Origin of the sequence: Chitinophaga pendula, from assembly GCF_020386615.1 — a bacterium.
GTDB lineage: Bacteria > Bacteroidota > Bacteroidia > Chitinophagales > Chitinophagaceae > Chitinophaga > Chitinophaga pendula.
The window spans coordinates 1464693-1485196 of record NZ_CP077769.1; the positions used below are offsets into that span (position 1 = coordinate 1464693).

Below are 20504 nucleotides of genomic sequence, written 5' to 3' on the forward strand. Positions count from 1 at the left end.
TACATGGAGAAATATACCGGATTAGAAGTAGCAGTGATAGGTCTGTCAGGAAAGTTTCCCAAGGCAGATAATATTAAACAGTACTGGGACAACCTGGTGAATGGCAGGGACTGTGTAAGCGATTTTACCGAAGAAGAGATTATAGAAGAAGGTGAAGATATAGTGCTTGTAAAGGATCCCATGTATGTAAAGTCCAATGCCTGTTTGGAGAATAAGCAGTTCTTCGATGCGGCATTCTTTGGTTATCGCAGTCATGAAGCGGAGTTGATGGATCCGCAGGTCAGACTGTTTCACGAATGTTGCTGGGAAGCACTGGAAGATAGTGGTTATAGCACAGAACATACTAATCGGAAAATCGCACTTTATGCATCCGGATCTTCGGACCCTGATTGGGAGATCTATGCAATGTTACAGAATGAAGAAGGGTTGGTCGATGACTTTAGTGCATCACAACTGAGAGATGTAAGTTATCTCGCCAGCCGGGTTGCGTACAAACTTAATCTGCGTGGTCCTGCCGTATTTGTACATACAGCTTGTTCTTCGTCGTTGGCGGCCATTCATCAGGCATATAACAGTTTGTTGTTGGGAGAATGTGAGATGGCGATTGCGGGTGGTGTATCTGTAAATAATTATTCCAAAAGAGGATATCTATATCAACAAGGGATGATTTTCTCAAAGGACGGAAGATGCAGACCCTTTGACGTAAATGCCAGTGGTACAATTGCCGGTGAAGGTGTTGGCGTTGTGGTGTTAAAACGATTACAGGATGCAATAAAGGATAATGATCATATTTATGCGGTAATAAAGGGTTCTGCGATTAACAACGATGGGAATGATAAGGCAGGATTTACGGCTCCGGGGGTAAAAGGCCAGGTAGATGTGATAAAAAAAGCGCATAAGATGGCTGCTGTCGCCATATCCGGAATCGGTTACGTGGAAGCACATGGTACGGCTACTCAGCTGGGGGATGCCATTGAGATTGAAGCACTCAACCAGGCTTTCGAAGGTAGTAAACCACTTACCTGTGCGATAGGGTCAGTAAAATCAAATATTGGTCACCTGGATGCAGCTGCCGGGGTGGCGGGATTTATAAAAACAGTGCTCGCGCTGAAATATAAAAAACTGTTGCCGAGTTTGCATTATACCAATCCTAATCCCAGTATACCTTTTGAAAAGGGACCATTTTACGTCAATAACACCACGCAGGATTGGATGAGCTCGGGGAGCACCATTAAGGCTGGAATAAGTTCTTTCGGTATCGGAGGCACTAATGTCCATATGGTTTTGGAAGAATCGATAACAACACCAAGATCTACAGCGGGCCGAAAATCCCAGTTACTTACTTTTTCTGCAAAGACACCGGCTGTTCTTGAAAGGAATATAAGTTGCTTTACAACATATTTGAAGCATAACGAAGAGATAGCGCTAGCAGATGTATCATATACCCTGAACTTAGGTAGAAGTACCTTTCCGTACAGGATTTCCATTGCCAGCGATACGAGAGAAGATGCCATCCGGAAAATGTCTGAGGAACGCTTTCTGCAAGCAGTAGCTATTTCCGGAAACAGAGGCCTGAGGAATATCATCTTTATGTTTTCCGGACAGGGGACCCAGTATCCGGGGATGTTTAAGGACATCTATGACAGTGAAGTGATTTTTAGAGAAAAAGTGGACGAGTGTTTTCTCTTATCTCAGCAATATACTGCCAGAAATCTGCGTGCCGCCTTACTTTCGATGTATGCAGATGGAACCGAATTGGCTGACATTGATGATACCACGTACACACAGCCTTTACTGTTCATAGTAGAGTATGCTTATGCTCATATGTTGATGCAATGGGGTGTGGTACCAGATATGATGATCGGCCATAGTATCGGTGAGTATGTGGCCGCGTGTTTAAGTGGCGTATTATCTCTTGAGGATGCTTTGAAACTTGTAATTCGTCGTGGTGAATTGATGGGTAAAGTAAAGAAGGGTAAGATGCTAAGCATCGCTATTGATGAAGAAGGAGCTCGTAACCTGCTTGCAGGATATGAGGGTATTGAAATAGCAGTCATAAATAGCCAGGAAGGGATAGTGGTAGCCGGGAATGAGGGCGCTATCGAAGCTTTCTGTGGAACTTTGTCAGTAGCAGGTATTAAGAATAAGGTGATACCTACTTCACATGCCTTTCATTCCTATATGATGGAAGATATGTTGCCGGAATTCGAACAAACTGCCAATACAATAAAGATAAATCCTCCAAATATACCTTACGTTTCCAACCTGCATGGTGGATTCGTCACTTTTGATGAATTAAATAAAGGGACCTACTGGAGTAAACATGTCAGAAATACTGTACGCTTTTCAAAGGGGATTGATCTGTTGATTAAGCAGGGGCCGGCTATTTTCATCGAGATAGGCCCTGGAAAGGCATTATGTAATCATGTTAATTTAAATCCTTTATTAAGTGACGAATATACGGTGGTCAATATGATCAGAGCTTCTCAGGAAAGCATAAATGATCAATACTACCTGGTCGAGAAAATGGGTACACTTTGGGAGGCAGGAATTAATATAAAATGGAGCGAATATTACGGGAAGGAATCAAGGGCGAGACTTTCATTGCCGACGTATTCTTTTGAAAAAGTACCTTATTCAACTGTTGTTAATATAGACAGTCTATTACAGAAACGATATGGTAAAAGCAGACGAGAACCCGGTACGGGAGATGTGAACGCCTTTGCAAGTACGTGGAAGAAAACCGTTATACCGAAGATAGTAAAGGAAGAGTCCCTGAAAATATTGCTATTCAAGGGGAATGAACATTTCAGCGATTCTCTGGCGGCATACCTCCGTGATCTTGGGCATAATATCATAGCAGTTGTTGGTGGGCAAACATTTAAGGTGATCCATGAAGGCTTGTTAGAAGTAAATTATAATCATTTAACATTGTTATGGGATTATCTGGGATCGAATGGCTTTTCTCCGGATCATATTGTTTATAACACCGCTTTATATGAGCAGTTTTCATCACCAGATTATACATCCGCACTTTCCGGATTAGAGGACGGATATCTTAATCTATGCAGGTTGGCGCAGTCTATTGCGACAATGAAATCTGTTCATGATATATCTATCACGGTTTATAACAACTATGTAGCGAAGGTTTTTGATCAGGATGATGTGAATGCATTGAAATCTGCTATTCTCGGCTGTGTTAAGGTAATGCCTTTAGAATTAATGAATGTGACTTGTAAGCTTGTTGATATCCCATATCCTTTTACAAATGAACAGGCACGTAAATATTTGCCAGGGCTTGCCGGGGAGCTGTTTTACGAAAAAACTGTGCCACTGGTCGCGTACAGAGCAGGACAAAGGTGGAAACATGGTTTTGACAAACTGGAGGCCAGCAAACAAACAACTTCTGCAGTAAAGATTATTCGGGGAGGAACATATATAGTAACCGGCGGAGCTGGTGGTATTGGTTTTTCCATTGCTAAAGACCTTGCTCGTAAGGGGGGAGCTAACGTAATTATTATACATCGCTCTGACCTTTCTGCGGAAATGCTGGAAGAACTTACAGTTATACGTGCGGAAGGGCAAAAGGTGGACCTCTATCAAATGGATGTCTCCAAAGAGAGTGACGTAGCGCATTTTGCTAACGAAATTAGTGAGAAGTATGGTAGAATAAACGGTTTGATCTGGTCAGCGGGAGAAGTTGACAGAGGAGGGATCATTCAGAATAGGACAACTGATGATCTTATTCGGTATACGGATTCTAAAATTAAAGGAGTTCTGCTTTTTCAACGATTTATTGACTTCGCCTCATTCGACTTTATAGCGTTGTTCTCTTCTATTGGTAACGTGTTCTATCAGTCAAAATTTGGCCAGGTGGCATACAATGCTGCCAATGAATTTATGGAAGCACATGTTGCCAGCCTGCGGGAACAATTTGGCATCCATGCTTTTGCCATCAACTGGTGTGATTGGCTGGATGTTGGGATGACGGTAAAAACGATGCAACAGCAGGATACGGATATCCGGCAGATCAATGCGCAGATAACCGATGGAATTTATCCCTCCGAGGGTGTAAATATGTTTCATAGATGCCTGGAGGGTATTGGCCTTTCTACTACTATTTACCGCGGAGATCTTAATGAGGCAATCCGTGAACATCAGCATGAATTTGAGTCCTTCAGGGATGAAATGAACGGTGCTCCTGAAGAGAATAAAGAAGTGCATAAGATCCGGACTACAGAGGAAAAGGTAATGGATGTATTCCGTGAGTTTTTTGGTAGATCTTATATAAATGATGAAGATAATTTCTTTGAGCTTGGTGGGGATTCCCTGGAAGGGATGACGCTGATCGCCAGGATTAACAAAAAAATAGGAGTAAGGCTGGCTATTGGGGATCTGTATAAACACCCTGATGTTAAATCGCTGGTGCGGTATCTGGCTAGTCAAGAAGACAAACAGGGAGGTTCAGAAATACCTAAAGCCCCCAAAAAGGAATATTACCAGCTATCTTCCTCACAAAGGAGAATGTATTTCTTGCAGCAATTGAATCCGAATAGTACTGCCTATAATGGTGTGCAGATACTAATGCTGGATGGTTTGCCCGACAAGAACAAATTAAAGGATAGTATTAATAAAGTCATACAACGGCACGAGATACTGAGGACGAAATTTGAGCTGGTTAATGAGACAATGGTACAGAAAGTGGAGGAGGTAGTTAATTTCCTGTTGGAAGAGTATGAATCCGATGGTACTGATATTGATATCCTGATCCAACGTTTTGTACGGTCGTTTAATTTGAATCAGGCGCCTGTTTTTCGTGCTGGATTGATCCGGATCGATCAGCTAAGTCATTTGTTGTTGTTTGATCTGCATCACATAGTTACGGATGGCGTTTCCAATAATATTCTGGCAAGCGATTTTATGGACTTGTATAACGGGAAGGAACTAATGCCTTTACGTTTACAATACCGGGACTTCGCTGAATGGCAACAGAGCGAACCTGAGCAGCAGCGTATATATGCCCAGAAAGAGTTCTGGATGAATATGTTCAGCGAGTTACCAGCGCCATTAGACCTGCCACTGGATTTTAGCCGCCCCTTGTCTAAAGGCACGGAAGGTGCCAAACTGGTAGATGAATTATCAGATAAACATTCCCTTGCATTAAAGAAACTGGCGGAGAAAGAAGGGGTGTCTATGTTCATGCTTTTGCTGTCAATATACCATGTTTTGTTAGGCAAGCTGAGCGGGCAATCAGATATTGTAGTAGGCGTTTCTACAGCTGGAAGGCTGAATGCCGATCTCGAAGGTGTGATGGGAATGTTTGTCAATACATTACCGTTCCGGAATAGATCTGAGGAAGACCAGCCTTTCAGTAGCTTTTTACAAGACGTAAAGAACAACACTCTTTCCTGTTTTGATAACCAGGAGTACCAGTACGAAGATATTGTGGAATCTTTAGGTATTTCCAGGGACATGAGCCGCAATCCTTTGTTCGACGTTATGTTCAGTTATGAAAACTTTGAACGTGTCGAGATGGAATTGGAAGGGTTGAGGTTAAAACCCTATAATGAAGAGCATGAAATATCCAAGTTTGACCTTACGCTGATCGCCGGAGAAGATAGTGGGATTATTAGTATCCAATTAGAGTATAGCACTGCGCTTTTTATGCGGGAAAGCATAGAACAGATATGTCTATACTTCAAACGAATAGTAGGTGCCATTATAGAAAATTCAAATGTTTGCCTGAGGGATATTAGTATAATGGATCAGGAGGAATGCAATCGCTTATTGATCGATTTTAATAATACTGATAATGTCCATTCGCAAGACAGGACTATAATAGACTTGTTTGAAGAACAGGTATATCGTACTCCGAGTGAAACGGCTTTGCAGTTTGGTAAGGAGATGATTTCTTATAAGGACCTACATGTGATATCAGATCAATTGGCTGTGTATCTGCAAGCTGAATTCAATCTGGGAGGTGGTGATCTGGTGGGAGTAATTGCAGAGAGAAACATTGATCTGGTCATTGTCTTATTAGGGATATTAAAAGCTGGAGCAGCTTATATTCCTATAGACCCTGCCTATCCGGAAGCGCGTACATCCATGATCTTGCGTGATGCTGGAGTGAAACTGGTTTTGGATGACCAAAGGATTTCCATTGTAAGACAGGCAGCGGCAAGTTACAGTGGAGATAAGTTGTATTTACGCCCTGTGGGCACAGACCTGGCTTACGTGATCTATACGTCTGGATCTACCGGACAGCCTAAGGGAGTAATGATAGCCCATCATTCATTGGCAAACTATCTGAGGTGGGCGCGTAACCATTACATTCATAGTAATACAGAAACGGTATTTTCTTTACATAGCTCTATTTCCTTTGATCTGACGATCACCTCTTTATTTCTGCCATTGATCAGTGGAGGCCGCCTGAAGATCTTCGGAGGAGGTAATAACCCGGGAGTTATTGGAACAGTAATAGCTGATACAGAGGTGAATGTGGTGAAACTGACACCCTCTCACCTGAAGCTGATCCGCGATCTGCCGGTATCTGCACGGCCCATGAAATTTATCATAGGCGGGGAGTTACTGGAACGTACGGTAGCGGAGGATATTTATCAGCAATATGGGGGACAAGCCTCCTTGTATAATGAGTACGGCCCGACTGAGTCTACTGTGGGCTGTATGCTCTACCTGTATAATCCGTTGGAAGGCGGTTATGCAGTTCCTATAGGTAAGCCTATCTGGAATACGCGTCTTTATGTGCTTGATGAGGAATTACGTCCTGTGGCGTTGGGAGTCCGGGGAGAATTATATATAGGGGGTGCAGGTCTGGCAGTGGGTTATGCGAATAATCCCCTGTTGACTTCTCAGCGGTTTATTGATAGTCCCTTCGTGAAGGGAGATCGTTTATACCGTACTGGCGATCAGGTACGGATGTTGTCCTGGGATAAGATGGTATACCTGGGTCGTCTGGATGACCAGGTCAAACTTCGCGGTTACCGGATCGAGTTGGGAGAGATCAGCGGTTTACTGAATAGCTATGAAGGTATCAGCGACAGTGTCGCCGTAGTGATGGGTACATCTGAAGACCAGTACCTGTGTGGCTACTATGTATCTTCAGCTACAATTGATCATGCTTCGCTGCGGTCCTATCTGCAGGAACAGTTACCTGTTTATATGGTTCCTGATCACCTGCAACGTATTGATCATATTCCGCTGACCCAGAATGGGAAGGTGGATTATAAAGCGCTACCTGATATCGAGATTACCGCAGGAGATGGATATATCGCGCCATCAGGAGAGATAGAAGAGCAATTGGTCGAAATCTGGGCAGATGTGTTACAGTTAGAGAAAGAAGATATTAGCGTTACCAGGAGCTTTTTTGAATTAGGGGGTAATTCACTAGAAATAGTAGCACTTACTCATAAAATTAACATCACCTTCGGCCGGAGTATAGGCATCGCGGATATGTTTGGGTTAACTACAATACTTGCCATAAAGGAGTTCCTTTTGAAAGGAGATACCGAGCGGTTGGACAGCATACGCGAAAATATTGCTTATGCCATCGATGATGCAGAAGAGGATCTAAAAATGTTAGAAGATATTTAAAGAGTTCTATATGAGTGAATATACTGGTTTTGAGATCGCTATCATTGGTATGGCGGGTAAGTTCCCGGGTGCAGATGATATTCATAGTTTTTGGAACAATCTGAAAGAAGGAGTAGAGTCTGTTGAATTTTTCAGTAGAGAGGAGGTATTGGAGGAAGGGGAGACGGCTACTGTGATAGATAATCCGGCTTATGTAAAAGCAAATGCATATTTGAAAGGCAAGGAGTTCTTCGATGCTTCTTTTTTTGGATATCTTCCTCCTGAGGCAGAGCTGATGGACCCCCAAATGCGGCTATTTCATGAGATATGCTGGGCTGCACTGGAAGATGCAGGATGTAATCCTAATACACCTGGTAATAAGATCGGTCTTTTTGCAGGAGCCACCCCTAATGTAAATTGGGAGGTTTATGCAGCACTCAAGAATGAGGAGGGGCTCATGGATGATTATTCAGCGCTTCAGCTTAGTAACACAAGGTTCTTGGCGACCAGGATTGCTTATGTCCTGAACCTGAAGGGCTGGACCATGTCTGTAGATACCGCTTGTTCTACTTCATTGGTAGCTGTACACCAGGCCTGCCGTAGTCTTCTAGTAGGAGACTGTACGGTAGCATTAGCAGGGGGAGTTACGGTACATAATGAATCAAAAAGAGGATATCTGTACCAGGAGGGTATGATACACTCAGTAGACGGGCATTGCCGCACTTTCGATGCGGCTGCCAGCGGTACCGTAGGAGGAGAGGGAGCAGGGGTGGTTGTACTGAAAAAACTTAAGAATGCTATAAAAGATGGCGACCACATTTATGCGGTGATCCGTGGTACGGGTATCAATAATGACGGCAGTGATAAAGTAGGATATACCACTCCCTCTATCGACGGTCAGATGGAGGCCATTATGACAGCTCATAAATGGGCGAAGATAGAGGCTGATACAATAGATTATATCGAAGCACACGGCACAGGTACTAAATTGGGAGATCCTGTGGAGATCGCTGGTCTGACAAGGGCTTTTAATACAGAAAAGAAACAATTCTGCGCGATCGGCTCTGTAAAATCTAACATCGGCCACCTGGATACGGCTGCCGGGGTAGCGGGTCTGATCAAGGCCGTGTTGTCACTGCAACATGGCCAGCTGGTGCCCAGTCTGCACTACCAGCAACCCAATCCGGAGATCGACTTTGCTAACAGTCCTTTTTATGTAAATACAACATTGCGTCCCTGGGAACGTAATGGTCATCCCCGTCGGGCAGGTGTGAGTGCTTTTGGTATAGGTGGCACAAATGTGCATGTGGTGTTGGAAGAAGCACCTGGGCGCGACACCGGCAGTACCGGTCGCAGCCATCAGTTGCTGCTGCTGTCCGGTAAGACACCAGGGGCGCTGGAGCGTAATGCTGCCCGCTTGTCGGCGTACCTGCAACAGGATACCACCACCTCCTTAAATGATATTGCCTATACGCAACAGGTAGGACGTGAGTCTTTTTACTATCGTCGGATGCTGGTCTGCCGAAATCGATCCGAAGCGTTGGCATTGTTGAATACCCCTGGCTGGCTGTCGGCAGGGAGTCATTATATTTCGGACAAACGCACAGTAGGTGTTGCCTTTCTGTTCCCTGGCCAGGGATCTCAATATAGCGGGATGTGCCAGGGGCTGTATGAAGAAGAGCCGCATTTCCGTAGTACAGTAGATGAGTGTTTGTCTATTGTCCAACGCCGTTGTGGCAAAGACCTGCGTCCGGTATTATTTGGTGAAGATGCCCGTATGGATCAGACAGAATATACCCAACCCTGTCTGTTCATCATAGAATATAGCCTGGCTCGTTTGCTGATGAGCTGGGGCGTTCAGCCCTCTATGATGATCGGTCACAGTATCGGAGAATATGTGGCTGCTTGTGTGAGTGGTGTATTTAGCTTATCAGATGCATTGTACCTGGTAGTAAAACGGGGAGAGTGTATGCAGGCTGCACCTACAGGTAAGATGCTGAGTGTGTCATTGGATCGTGAAGGGTTGCTGGCATTGTGTGGAGTGGATATCTGCCTGGCGGCAGTCAATGGCCCTTCTTCGGGTGTATTGTCCGGCAGAGAGTCTTCGATAGCAGCATTAAAACTACAATTAGAATCATCGGGTCATGTTTGCCGGGAGTTACGTACCTCACATGGCTTCCATTCACACCTGATGGATGAGGTGTTACCCGCTTTCCGTGGCTGTTTTTCGGGTATTACCTTCCATACACCCTCCCTGCCATTTATTTCAAATGTGACGGGTAAGGAAGCCTTGGCCGATGAGATCTGCCAGGCTGACTACTGGGTGAACCATTTACGTTCGACCGTAGACTTTTCAGGCGGCTTGTCCACGTTGCTATCCACCAGCAGTACGTCTGTTTTACTGGAAGTAGGTCCAGGCAAGGTGTTGAGTACTTTATGCAGTATGGCCGGACAGGAGGGTATTCCCCTGGTTCGTGGAGCACGTGATACGGGAGCTGATGGTCATTACCTGTTAACCGGTTTGGGTCAGTTATGGGAGCGAGGCGTAAGTATCAACTGGCGGGATTATTATGGTAATGAGCGTCGCTTGAAGGTGCCTTTACCAGGTTATAGTTTTGAGCAGGTGAAATATCCGGTACATGTGGATGCTTATCAGCTATTACAACAACAGTTGGGATCAGGTACTTTGTCAGATAAGGGCCGTAAGCTATCCGATTGGTTCTATGTACCCGGATGGCGTCAGTCGGTGGTAGGTACAGCTGCTACGGCTACCCGCCAGATCCTGTTATTAAGTGATGCAGGTGGTTTTGGCGCCCGCTTATCCGCCCGGCTTCGTTCCCAAGGCCATGAGGTGGTAGAAGTCTACCAGGGAAGCGGTTTTTCCAGTCTTTCCGTAGATGTTTATGAGATAGATGGCGGCGTTGCAGGAGATTTTAGTCAGTTGGCATCGATACTATCTTCCGGTGGTTTTAAACCTACACAGCTACTACATTTATGGTCCATGGACCGTAAAAGTGCTGCCGATTATACCTCCTTGTGTTACAGTGTATCTAACCTGGCAATCACCTGGCAGCATTGCAGCCAGGAGTTGGTGTTGCTGACAGAGGAAGGAGAGCTGATACGTGGGGATGAGTCAGGCGACGCATATAGCAGTTTAGGTCAGAGCCTGTTGAAAGTCATCGGTCAGGAGTATCCAGGACTTCGTACCCAACAAATAGATATCAGTTATTCGGGAGTATCTGTAGAATGGCTGGAAGAATGTGTTTGCCGTGAGTTATCGGCCGTTCGCCGGGGCTCGGTGATCGGTTTGCGTCGGGGTCAACGCTGGCAACAGCATTACGATGCTTTGCGGCTAGATCGGGAAGGTAGTGTTTTCCGTGACGGAGGTGTTTACCTGATTACGGGAGGTTTGGGTCAGCTGGGTTATACGTTGTCTAAATACCTGCTGAGTCGTTATCAGGCTAAGTTGATCCTGGTAGGCCGCAACAGAAAGTTGAGCGGTGACAAACAAACACGTTATGAAGAATTGTGCAGCTTAGGAGTGGTTCGTTATGTCGCCTGTGATATCTCCGATGCCGGTCAATTGAAGGCAGCATTGGTGTCGTCAGAGGAACAACTGGGTACCATCAATGGTGTTATTCATGCCGCAGGAGTGGTGGACGGTCGTTCCATAGGTTTATTACCGGAGTTGAGTACTGGTGACTATATGCATCAGTTCGATCCCAAGATCAGCGGTCTTCATGCCTTGTGGCAGGTATTGGCTGATCGTGCACTGGACTTCTGTGTGCTGACCTCCTCGATATCGACGGTATTGGGCGGTTTAGGTTTTGGTGCGTATGCGACCGCCAATCGTTATATGGACCAGTTTGTACAACGGGAAGTAGGGTCTGGCCGTTTACAACGCTGGCTAAGTGTCAGCCTGGATGGACTAGATTTTACAGCAGACAATAAGACGGAAGAGATTACCCGTGCGGAGATAAGTGAGATGATGGAAATAGTACTAAGCCATCGCGGTTTATCGCACGTGGTAGTATCAAAGACTCCTTTGCAGGGACGGTTGGAGCAATGGGTGACTGGAACAATAGACAACGGTGAGCAAGAAGAAGTAATAAATAAACATCTTGTTTTTGAGAAAACAGCGTCTGGCGTAAGCAAACAACTGCAGACAATGTGGGAGGGTTTCTTCGGTAAAGCTGATTTAGGCGGCTCAGCAGACTTCTTCGAGATAGGTGGCGATTCTCTGAAGGCGCTGACGATGTTATCGCGGATACACAAGACTTTTGGTGTAGATATGTCCATCCGTGATTTCTATGATCATCCGGTATTGTCGACACAGAGTCTTTTTATCTATAACCGTTTAGAAACGACTTCAAGTAATAAACAAACAACAGGTCGTAGCATAACGATCCCTTCAGCAGGTGGGGCGGGCTTATATGCCTTGTCGGCAGCACAGCGGCGGATGTACTTTTTACATGCCTTTGACAAAGCGGCGCTGACCTATAATATGCCGCATGTGATCCGGTTGGAAGGCACGTTGGATGCAGAACGGCTACGTACTTGTTTTGAACAGCTGATAGCGCGCCATGAAATACTGCGTACAAGTTTCGAGTTGCATGAAGGCGAAGTAAAACAGCGGGTCCATGAAACGATCGCAGGCTTTGAATGGACGATTTACGAGAGTGATGCAGCAGGAGTATCCTCCCTGGTAGATCAGTTTATCCGTCCATTTGACCTGGGACAAGCACCTTTGTTGCGTGCAGGGCTGATCCGTATCGGAGAAGCAGCACATGTGTTGCTGGTAGATATGCACCACGTAGTAACTGATGGGGTATCTACAGATATCCTGGTCAATGACTTTAGTTCACTTTATCGCGGAGCTGAATTACCAGCGCTGCACTTACAATATAAAGATTATGCACAATGGCAGCAGAGTGCGGCAGAGCAGGTACGCATATCGGCGCAGCGTGCATTCTGGAAAAAGCAATACAACATACTCCCCGATCCGCTGAACCTGCCTGTAGACTTTACTCGTCCCATAGTTAAAAGTTCGGAAGGGGCAGTGTCGATGAACGAACTATCCACTGACCTGACTACAAAATTGAGAGCACTGGCAGAGCGGGAAAGGGTATCAATGTTTATGTTGTTACTTTCCATCTATCATGTGTTACTGAGTAAACTCAGTAATCAGGAAGACATTGTAATCGGTACACCGACAGCCGGTCGCTTACATGCAGATCTGGAAGGCGTAATGGGGATGTTCGTGAATACTTTACCCTTACGTAATGCCGCTGCCGGAGAAGATACCTTCAGCTCGTTCTTACAACGGATAAAAGAAAATACATTATCCTGTTTTGATAATCAGGAGTACCAGTATGAAGATATGATCGAAGCACTGGAAGTAGCGCGCGATATGGGACGTAATCCATTGTTCGACGTGATGTTCAGTTATGAGAATTTTGAAGATCCGGATTTACAGCTGGAAGGATTGAAACTCACTACTTATGATCGTAATTATACTGCTTCCAAATTCGATATGACCCTTATCGCAAGTGAGGGAGAAGAAAAGATATACATCAATTTTGAATATAGTACAGCCCTGTTCAAACCGGCAACGATTGAAAGGTTTGTCGGTTATTTTAAACAGATAGCAGCTACTGTTATTGAACAGATTGATATTCAGATGAGCCAGATCAGTGTATTGGGAGAGGAGGAACGTCAACAGCTACTAACTGGCTTTAATGACACAGGCCTTGTGTATCCAACGGATAAGAGTCTCCTGGCATTATTTGATCAGTTAGCGCTACAAACACCGGATAAAGCCGCCTTGCGGTTTGAAGAAGAAGTAATGACCTATGGTGAGTTAAAAACGCTGTCTGATAACATTGCTTTATACTTCAGAGACGAACTGCAACTGGCAAAAGGAGGCTTAGTAGGTGTGATGACGGCCTATGATCTGAATTTTATTCCTCTTTTATATGGTTTACTAAAAGCTGGTGGAGTGTATGTTCCTATTGACCCGCAACATCCGGTGGCAAGGATAAATACGATTGCTTCCGATGCTGGCCTGTCATTGGTAATTAAACACAGGGAAGATAAGATTGAGCTGACAGGAGAGATACAGGTACTGAATATAGAAGACCTTGCCGTTGCTGTTACCGGTCCTAAAGAAGGCGCTTTGTCTTATACATTGTCACTGGAAGATCTTGCTTATGTAATTTATACATCTGGGTCAACCGGTGAACCTAAAGGGGTGATGATAGAACACGGCTCTTTGTTGAATATTATTCATGCACTTCAGGCAAAATACCCGCTTACTAGTCAGGATAGTTTCCTGCTTAAGACTGCATTTTCATTTGACGTATCTATAGCAGAGCTTTTTGGTTGGTTTATGGAGGGAGGCAGTCTCTGTATTCTGGATCCTGTTCATAAGACGGATATGCGGGAAGTCGTGGCAGCTATTAAACGATTTAAAGCTACTCATATCAACTTTGTTCCGTCCGTATTTGCGGCTTTTGTGGATACGTTGAAGGAAATAGGTACAGAAAATATTACAAGCCTGAAATATATTTTCCTCGCAGGAGAGGCATTGAGCGAAAACCTTGTGAATGATTTCAGGAAATTCGGGAGAGACATTAAGCTGGAAAATATATATGGACCGACCGAAGGGACCGTATATAGCAGTGCCTATTCTCTGGCAGATCTGCAGGAAGGCATGAAAATGTCTATCGGTAAGCCTATCAGTAATGTAAGGTTATATATCCTTGACAAGTATGGTGCTTTACAGCCTGTTGGGGTTCCTGGTGAATTGTGTATTGGAGGAGCAGGTGTGGCGAGAGGCTACCTTAATAATATATCATTAACAGCGGAGAAATTTATCCCCAATCCCTATGTGCCAATGGAGCGGATCTATCGCACAGGAGACCTCACTCGCTGGTTAGAGGATGGGAATATTGAATACCTGGGGCGTATAGATGACCAGGTTAAATTAAGAGGGCTCCGTATCGAATTGGGAGAAATTGCCGTACAGCTGGGAGCGCATCCTGCTATCGCACAGAGTGTGGTAGTTGTGAAAGAAAGAGCAGCAGATAAATATATAGTTGCATATTATATAAGTGACAGGGTAATTTCACCTGTTGAGTTGAGAATATTCCTTCGGAATAAGCTCCCCGATTATATGATACCATCGTTCTTCGTGCACCTGGAGCAATTCCCATTGACTAGTAGTGGTAAGGTGGATAAAAAGGCGCTTCCGCTTCCGGAACTGAAGGTAGAGGTGGATTATAAAGCACCGGAAGGGCAGGTCGAAGAAAAACTGGTCGAAATATGGGCGAGCGTATTGCAAGTAGATCCACAGGTTATCAGCGTACACAGGAACTTTTTTGAATTGGGCGGTAATTCACTCAAAATAGTTTCTCTCAATCAGCTGATTAATAAGGCCTTTAACTGTAATATTACTACGGCTGACATGTTTGGGCTGACGACTATCCGGGATATGAAACAGTTTATCCTCGGGACAAATACGCAGCTACAGACTAAACAAACATATAAGTCCACGTATCCTGCAGGAGATAAGGGAACAGCAATAGCTATTGTTGGCCTTGATGGTCGGTTCCCGGGTGCGAATGATATCAGCCATTTTTGGGATAACCTGATGTCAGGTGTTGAATCTATTTCGTTCTTCAGTCAGGAAGAATTATTGGAAGCAGGAGAAGATGCACATTTACTGAGTGATCCTGCTTATGTAAAAGCCAATGCTTATGTAGACAAGAAAGAATTTTTCGATGCCAGCTTTTTTGGTTATCAGGCTGCTGAAGCTCGCTTAATGGACCCTCAAATGCGTCTGTTCCATGAAGTATGCTGGACTGCATTGGAAAATGCAGGATATGGCAAACTTGATCAGCATTCAAAAATAGGTTTATTCGCATCGGCTGCATCGAATCCTAATTGGGAAGTATATGCAATGCTTAAAAATGAAGAAGAAAGCATAGATGATTTTAGTGCTTCACATTTACGGGATATTAGTTTTCTGACTACTAAGATCTCTTATAAGCTTAATCTCAAAGGGCCGGCTATATTTGTTCAATCCGCTTGTTCTTCTTCCCTTATGGCTGTACACCAGGCCTGCCGGAGTTTGCTCGCTGGCGATTGTACCATGGCACTGGCAGGCGGCATCGCAATAAAGAATATATCGAAAACCGGATATCTGCATCAAGAAGGGATGATACATTCCGCAGATGGACACTGCCGGGCTTTTGATGCAGCCGCGACAGGTACGGTAGATGGAGAAGGTGCCGGTGTGGTGCTGTTAAAAAGGTTAGATGATGCTGTACGGGATGGCGACCATATTTATGCGGTGATTCGGGGTACGGGCATTAACAATGATGGTAATGATAAGGTAGGATATACCGCACCATCTATCAATGGGCAGCGCGAGGCAATCGATATGGCATATGCAAGTGCAGGTGTCGAGCCGTCAACCATTGGCTATATTGAAGCACATGGTACAGGTACCAAACTGGGAGATCCTGTAGAGATCGCCGGTCTGACAAGGGCTTTTAATACAGAAAAGAAACAATTCTGCGCAATCGGCTCTGTAAAATCTAACATCGGCCACCTGGATACGGCTGCCGGGGTAGCGGGTCTGATCAAGGCCGTGTTGTCACTGCAACATGGCCAGCTGGTGCCCAGTCTGCACTACCAGCAACCCAATCCGGAGATCGACTTTGCTAACAGTCCTTTTTATGTAAATACAACATTGCGTCCCTGGGAACGTAATGGTCATCCCCGTCGGGCAGGCGTGAGTGCTTTTGGTATAGGTGGTACAAATGTGCATGTGGTGTTGGAAGAAGCACCTGGGCGCGACACCGGCAGTACCGGTCGCAGCCATCAGTTGCTGCTGCTGTCCGGTAAAACGCCAGGGGCGCTGGAGCGTAATGCTGCCCGCTTGTCGGCGTACCTGCAACAGGATACCACCACCTCCTTAAATGATATTGCCTATACGCAACAGGTAGGACGTGAAGCCTTCCAGTATCGTCGGATGCTGGTCTGCCGAAATCGTTCCGAAGCGTTGGCATTGTTGAATACCCCTGGCTGGCTGTCGGCAGGGAGTCATTATATTTCGGACAAACGTACAGTAGGTGTTGCCTTTCTGTTCCCTGGCCAGGGATCTCAATATAGCGGGATGTGCCAGGGGCTGTATGAAGAAGAGCCGCATTTCCGTAGTACAGTAGATGAGTGTTTGTCTATTGTCCAACGCCGTTGTGGCAAAGACCTGCGTCCGGTATTATTTGGTGCAGATGCCCGTATGGATCAGACAGAATATACCCAACCCTGTCTGTTCATCATAGAATATAGCCTAGCTCGTTTGCTGATGAGCTGGGGCGTTCAGCCCTCTATGATGATCGGTCACAGTATCGGAGAATATGTGGCTGCTTGTGTGAGTGGTGTATTTAGCTTATCAGATGCATTGTACCTGGTAGTAAAACGGGGAGAATGTATGCAGGCTGCACCTACAGGTAAGATGCTGAGTGTGTCATTGGATCGTGAAGGGTTGCTGGCATTGTGTGGAGTGGATATCTGCCTGGCGGCAGTCAATGGCCCTTCTTCGGGTGTATTGTCCGGCAGAGAGTCTTCGATAGCAGCATTAAAACTACAATTAGAATCATCGGGTCATGTTTGCCGGGAGTTACGTACCTCACATGGCTTCCATTCACACCTGATGGATGAGGTGTTACCCGCTTTCCGTGGCTGTTTTTCGGGTATTACCTTCCATACACCCTCCCTGCCATTTATTTCAAATGTGACGGGTAAGGAAGCCTTGGCCGATGAGATCTGCCAGGCTGACTACTGGGTGAACCATTTACGTTCGACCGTAGACTTTTCAGGTGGCTTGTCTACGTTGCTATCCACCAGCAGTACGTCTGTTTTACTGGAAGTAGGTCCAGGCAAGGTGTTGAGTACTTTATGCAGTATGGCCGGACAGGAGGGTATTCCCCTGGTTCGTGGAGCACGTGATACGGGAGCTGATGGTCATTACCTGTTAACCGGTTTGGGTCAGTTATGGGAGCGAGGCGTAAGTATCAACTGGCGGGATTATTATGGTAATGAGCGTCGCTTGAAGGTGCCTTTACCAGGTTATAGTTTTGAGCAGGTGAAATATCCGGTACATGTGGATGCTTATCAGCTATTACAACAACAGTTGGGATCAGGTACTTTGTCAGATAAGGGCCGTAAGCTATCCGATTGGTTCTATGTACCCGGGTGGCGTCAGTCAGTACGAGGACTAAATCAGGACGTACAGACTGACCGACAGATATTAGTATTCTGCGATAAAAAAGGTTTTGGTGCCCGCTTGTCTGCCCGTTTGGGTGCACAGGGCCATCAGGTAGTAGAAGTATATAGAGGAACAGCCTTTAATAAGCGGGATACGCATACTTATGAAATAGACGCCACTCTTACGGAAAGCTATCAGCAGTTGGCAGCTGCTTTAAACTCAGAAGGTTTTAAGCCCAACCAGCTATTGCATGTATGGTCTATGGACAATAAAGGAGGGGCAGATTATACATCATTATGTTACAGCCTGGCCACTATGGCAAGTACCTGGCAGCATTGTAGTCAGGAGTTGGTATTGCTGACAGAGGAAGGAGAGCTGATACGCGGAGATGAGTCAGGTGATGCATATAGTAGCTTAGGTCAAAGTTTGCTGAAGGTAATAGGTCAGGAGTATCCTGGTCTTCGTACCCAACATATAGATATTAGTCAATTGGGCATATCCGAGGCCACATTGGAAATGTCTGTTTGCCGTGAACTGTCGGCTATTCGTAGTGGTACGGTGATCGGCCTGAGGAGAGGCAAGCGCTGGCAGCAGCATTACGACGCGTTGTCACTGGAGCGGGAGGGTAGTGTTTTCCGTCAGGGAGGTGTTTACCTAATCACAGGTGGTTTAGGCCAATTAGGTTATACATTGTCTAAATACCTGCTGACGCGTTATAAAGCCAGATTGGTACTTGTAGGCCGTAATGCGATGTTAGATGGCGACAGGCAAACTCGTTATGAGGAATTACGGAACCTGGGAGCAGTGCGCTACGTAGCCTGTGATATCTCCGATGCCGGTCAGTTGAAAGCAGCATTGGTATTGTCAGAAGAACAATTGGGTACCATAAACGGTGTTATTCATACCGCTGGTGTCATAGAAGGTCGTTCCATCGGGCTGTTACCAGAGCTGAACACCGCCGACTATATGCATCAGTTCAATCCTAAGATCAACGGTTTGCAATCATTATCGGTAGTACTTGCCGGTCGTGCACTGGACTTTTGCCTCTTAACTTCCTCTATATCTACTGTATTGGGTGGCGTAGGTTATGGCGCTTACGCAACAGCGAACCGCTATATGGATCAGTTCGTGCAACGGGAAGTAGCCGCGGGACGTTTGGAACATTGGGTAAGTGTAGGCTTGGACGGATTGGAATTCAAAGAGCACTCCAGCGATCAGGATATCACAGGTGCCGAGTTATGCGAAGTATTGGAATTAATACTCAGTAACCGCGATTTACCACATGTAGTAGTGTCAAAAACAGCATTAGATACACGTTTGAAGAAATGGGTGGAGAAGGGGAATGATTTGCCGAAACAGGAGCCGGTAATAGAAGCGGTAGTGAGTAATGTAGAAACGGTAAAGTCAGCACCGGTTAATCCGATACCAGGTGTTAATCCCCGCTTCCTTGGCAATGAATATGTGGCTCCTCGTAATGAACTGGATAGCAAGTTGACGGATATATGGAAAGAAATATTTAGTGTTGATAGTGTCGGTATAGATGACAACTTCTTTGCACTGGGAGGACATTCGCTTAACGTCTTCCAGATGTTGAATAGGATCAGAAAACTTGATTATCAGATACACTTTAGAGACATGTATGATTACCAGACTATTGAAAAACTATCCGACTATCTCATGAAACAAAAGAAGAAACCTGTTAGATAGCCCTTCTTTATTCAAAAAACTACTGGTTGATGATAACCCTGAATGAAGTAAACGAAAAACCTGTACGGTTAACACTTATGCCACTTGTTATTAATAAAGCCAGGAACAACCATTTATATGTATTGAATATCAAGCGGGGAAGCTGGCCACTATTTATCATACCTGGTATCGGAGGGAAAAATGACCGGTTCCGCATGTTTGGCAACATCTTTAGAGAGATATGTACAGTGTACGGTCTCGAAATGATGGGCACACAACGGGATGAAATTCCATTAAGAAGTATTGAAGCGATTGCGGCACAGAATATCTTATGGATAAAGGAAGTACAACCGGAAGGACCTTATCGTTTGCTGGGATATTCTTATGGCGCAAACATCCTCTACGAAATGGTATGCCAGCTTGAAGCTGCAGGAGAGTTAGTCGATTTTGCGGCAGTATTAGACCAGCCGGTTGGTGAACTGGAGGGGCTTGATCCGGAACTCAGCAAATTGGATCTGGTACAGGAGCTGTTACAAATATCCAGGGATTACTATGAAAGTTTTCGCATCCCCTTCCCTGAATGGGGAGCAGCACTTGAAAACAACCTGGCCGCTTTAGATCTGGAGACATTAGTAATGGGGATCGCAGATTTTGTAAGACAGGAGTGGCCACGAAAGTGGAATAGCATCGCCTACGTCTCCAGATTGATCAATATCAGGTTGTACAATAGCAGTATCGTTTACAGCCCGTCTGTAAAGATTAACTCAGAGATCATTGTTTTTAATGCTAAAAGCATCAATCAGGATATTGCCGACGATACACTAGGTTGGGCGGCATATGCCGACAACGTAAGAAGCATTATTGTACCAGGAAACCATCACAGTATCGTTTGGGGAAACAACGTCCTCGAAGTATCCAGACATCTGAGAGATCGCATCAACATGAGCCGTTAAAC

3 protein-coding genes are annotated in these 20504 nt (G+C 45.3%); all 3 read left to right on the plus strand.

What is annotated here, in order from left to right; genetic code table 11:
• Window positions 1–3 precede the first annotated feature (3 nt).
• The 3 genes from KTO58_RS05865 to KTO58_RS05885 are packed head-to-tail and all read left to right on the plus strand — an operon-like array spanning window position 4 to window position 20502.
• Window positions 4–7611 (plus strand): hybrid non-ribosomal peptide synthetase/type I polyketide synthase, encoded by a 7608-nt coding sequence (locus KTO58_RS05865; protein WP_095840276.1) that lies wholly within the window; start codon window positions 4–6, stop codon window positions 7609–7611.
• Between the two features lie 10 nt (window positions 7612–7621).
• Window positions 7622–19570 carry a hybrid non-ribosomal peptide synthetase/type I polyketide synthase gene (locus KTO58_RS05880; protein ID WP_095840275.1) on the plus strand — a complete coding sequence of 3983 codons (11949 nt, stop codon included), beginning with the start codon at window positions 7622–7624 and terminating at the stop codon, window positions 19568–19570.
• Between the two features lie 29 nt (window positions 19571–19599).
• On the plus strand, window positions 19600–20502 hold the full coding sequence (locus tag KTO58_RS05885) for a thioesterase domain-containing protein (RefSeq protein WP_095840274.1): 903 nt from the start codon (window positions 19600–19602) through the stop codon (window positions 20500–20502).
• The last annotated feature ends 2 nt before the right edge of the window (window positions 20503–20504 follow it).

Bases quoted from the DNA above. Each gene is read 5' to 3' on its own strand.
- KTO58_RS05865 (WP_095840276.1), top strand. From the start codon at position 4: ATGGAGAAATATACCGGATTAGAAGTAGCAGTGATAGGTCTGTCAGGA.
- KTO58_RS05880 (WP_095840275.1), top strand. From the start codon at position 7,622: ATGAGTGAATATACTGGTTTTGAGATCGCTATCATTGGTATGGCGGGT.
- KTO58_RS05885 (WP_095840274.1), top strand. From the start codon at position 19,600: ATGATAACCCTGAATGAAGTAAACGAAAAACCTGTACGGTTAACACTT.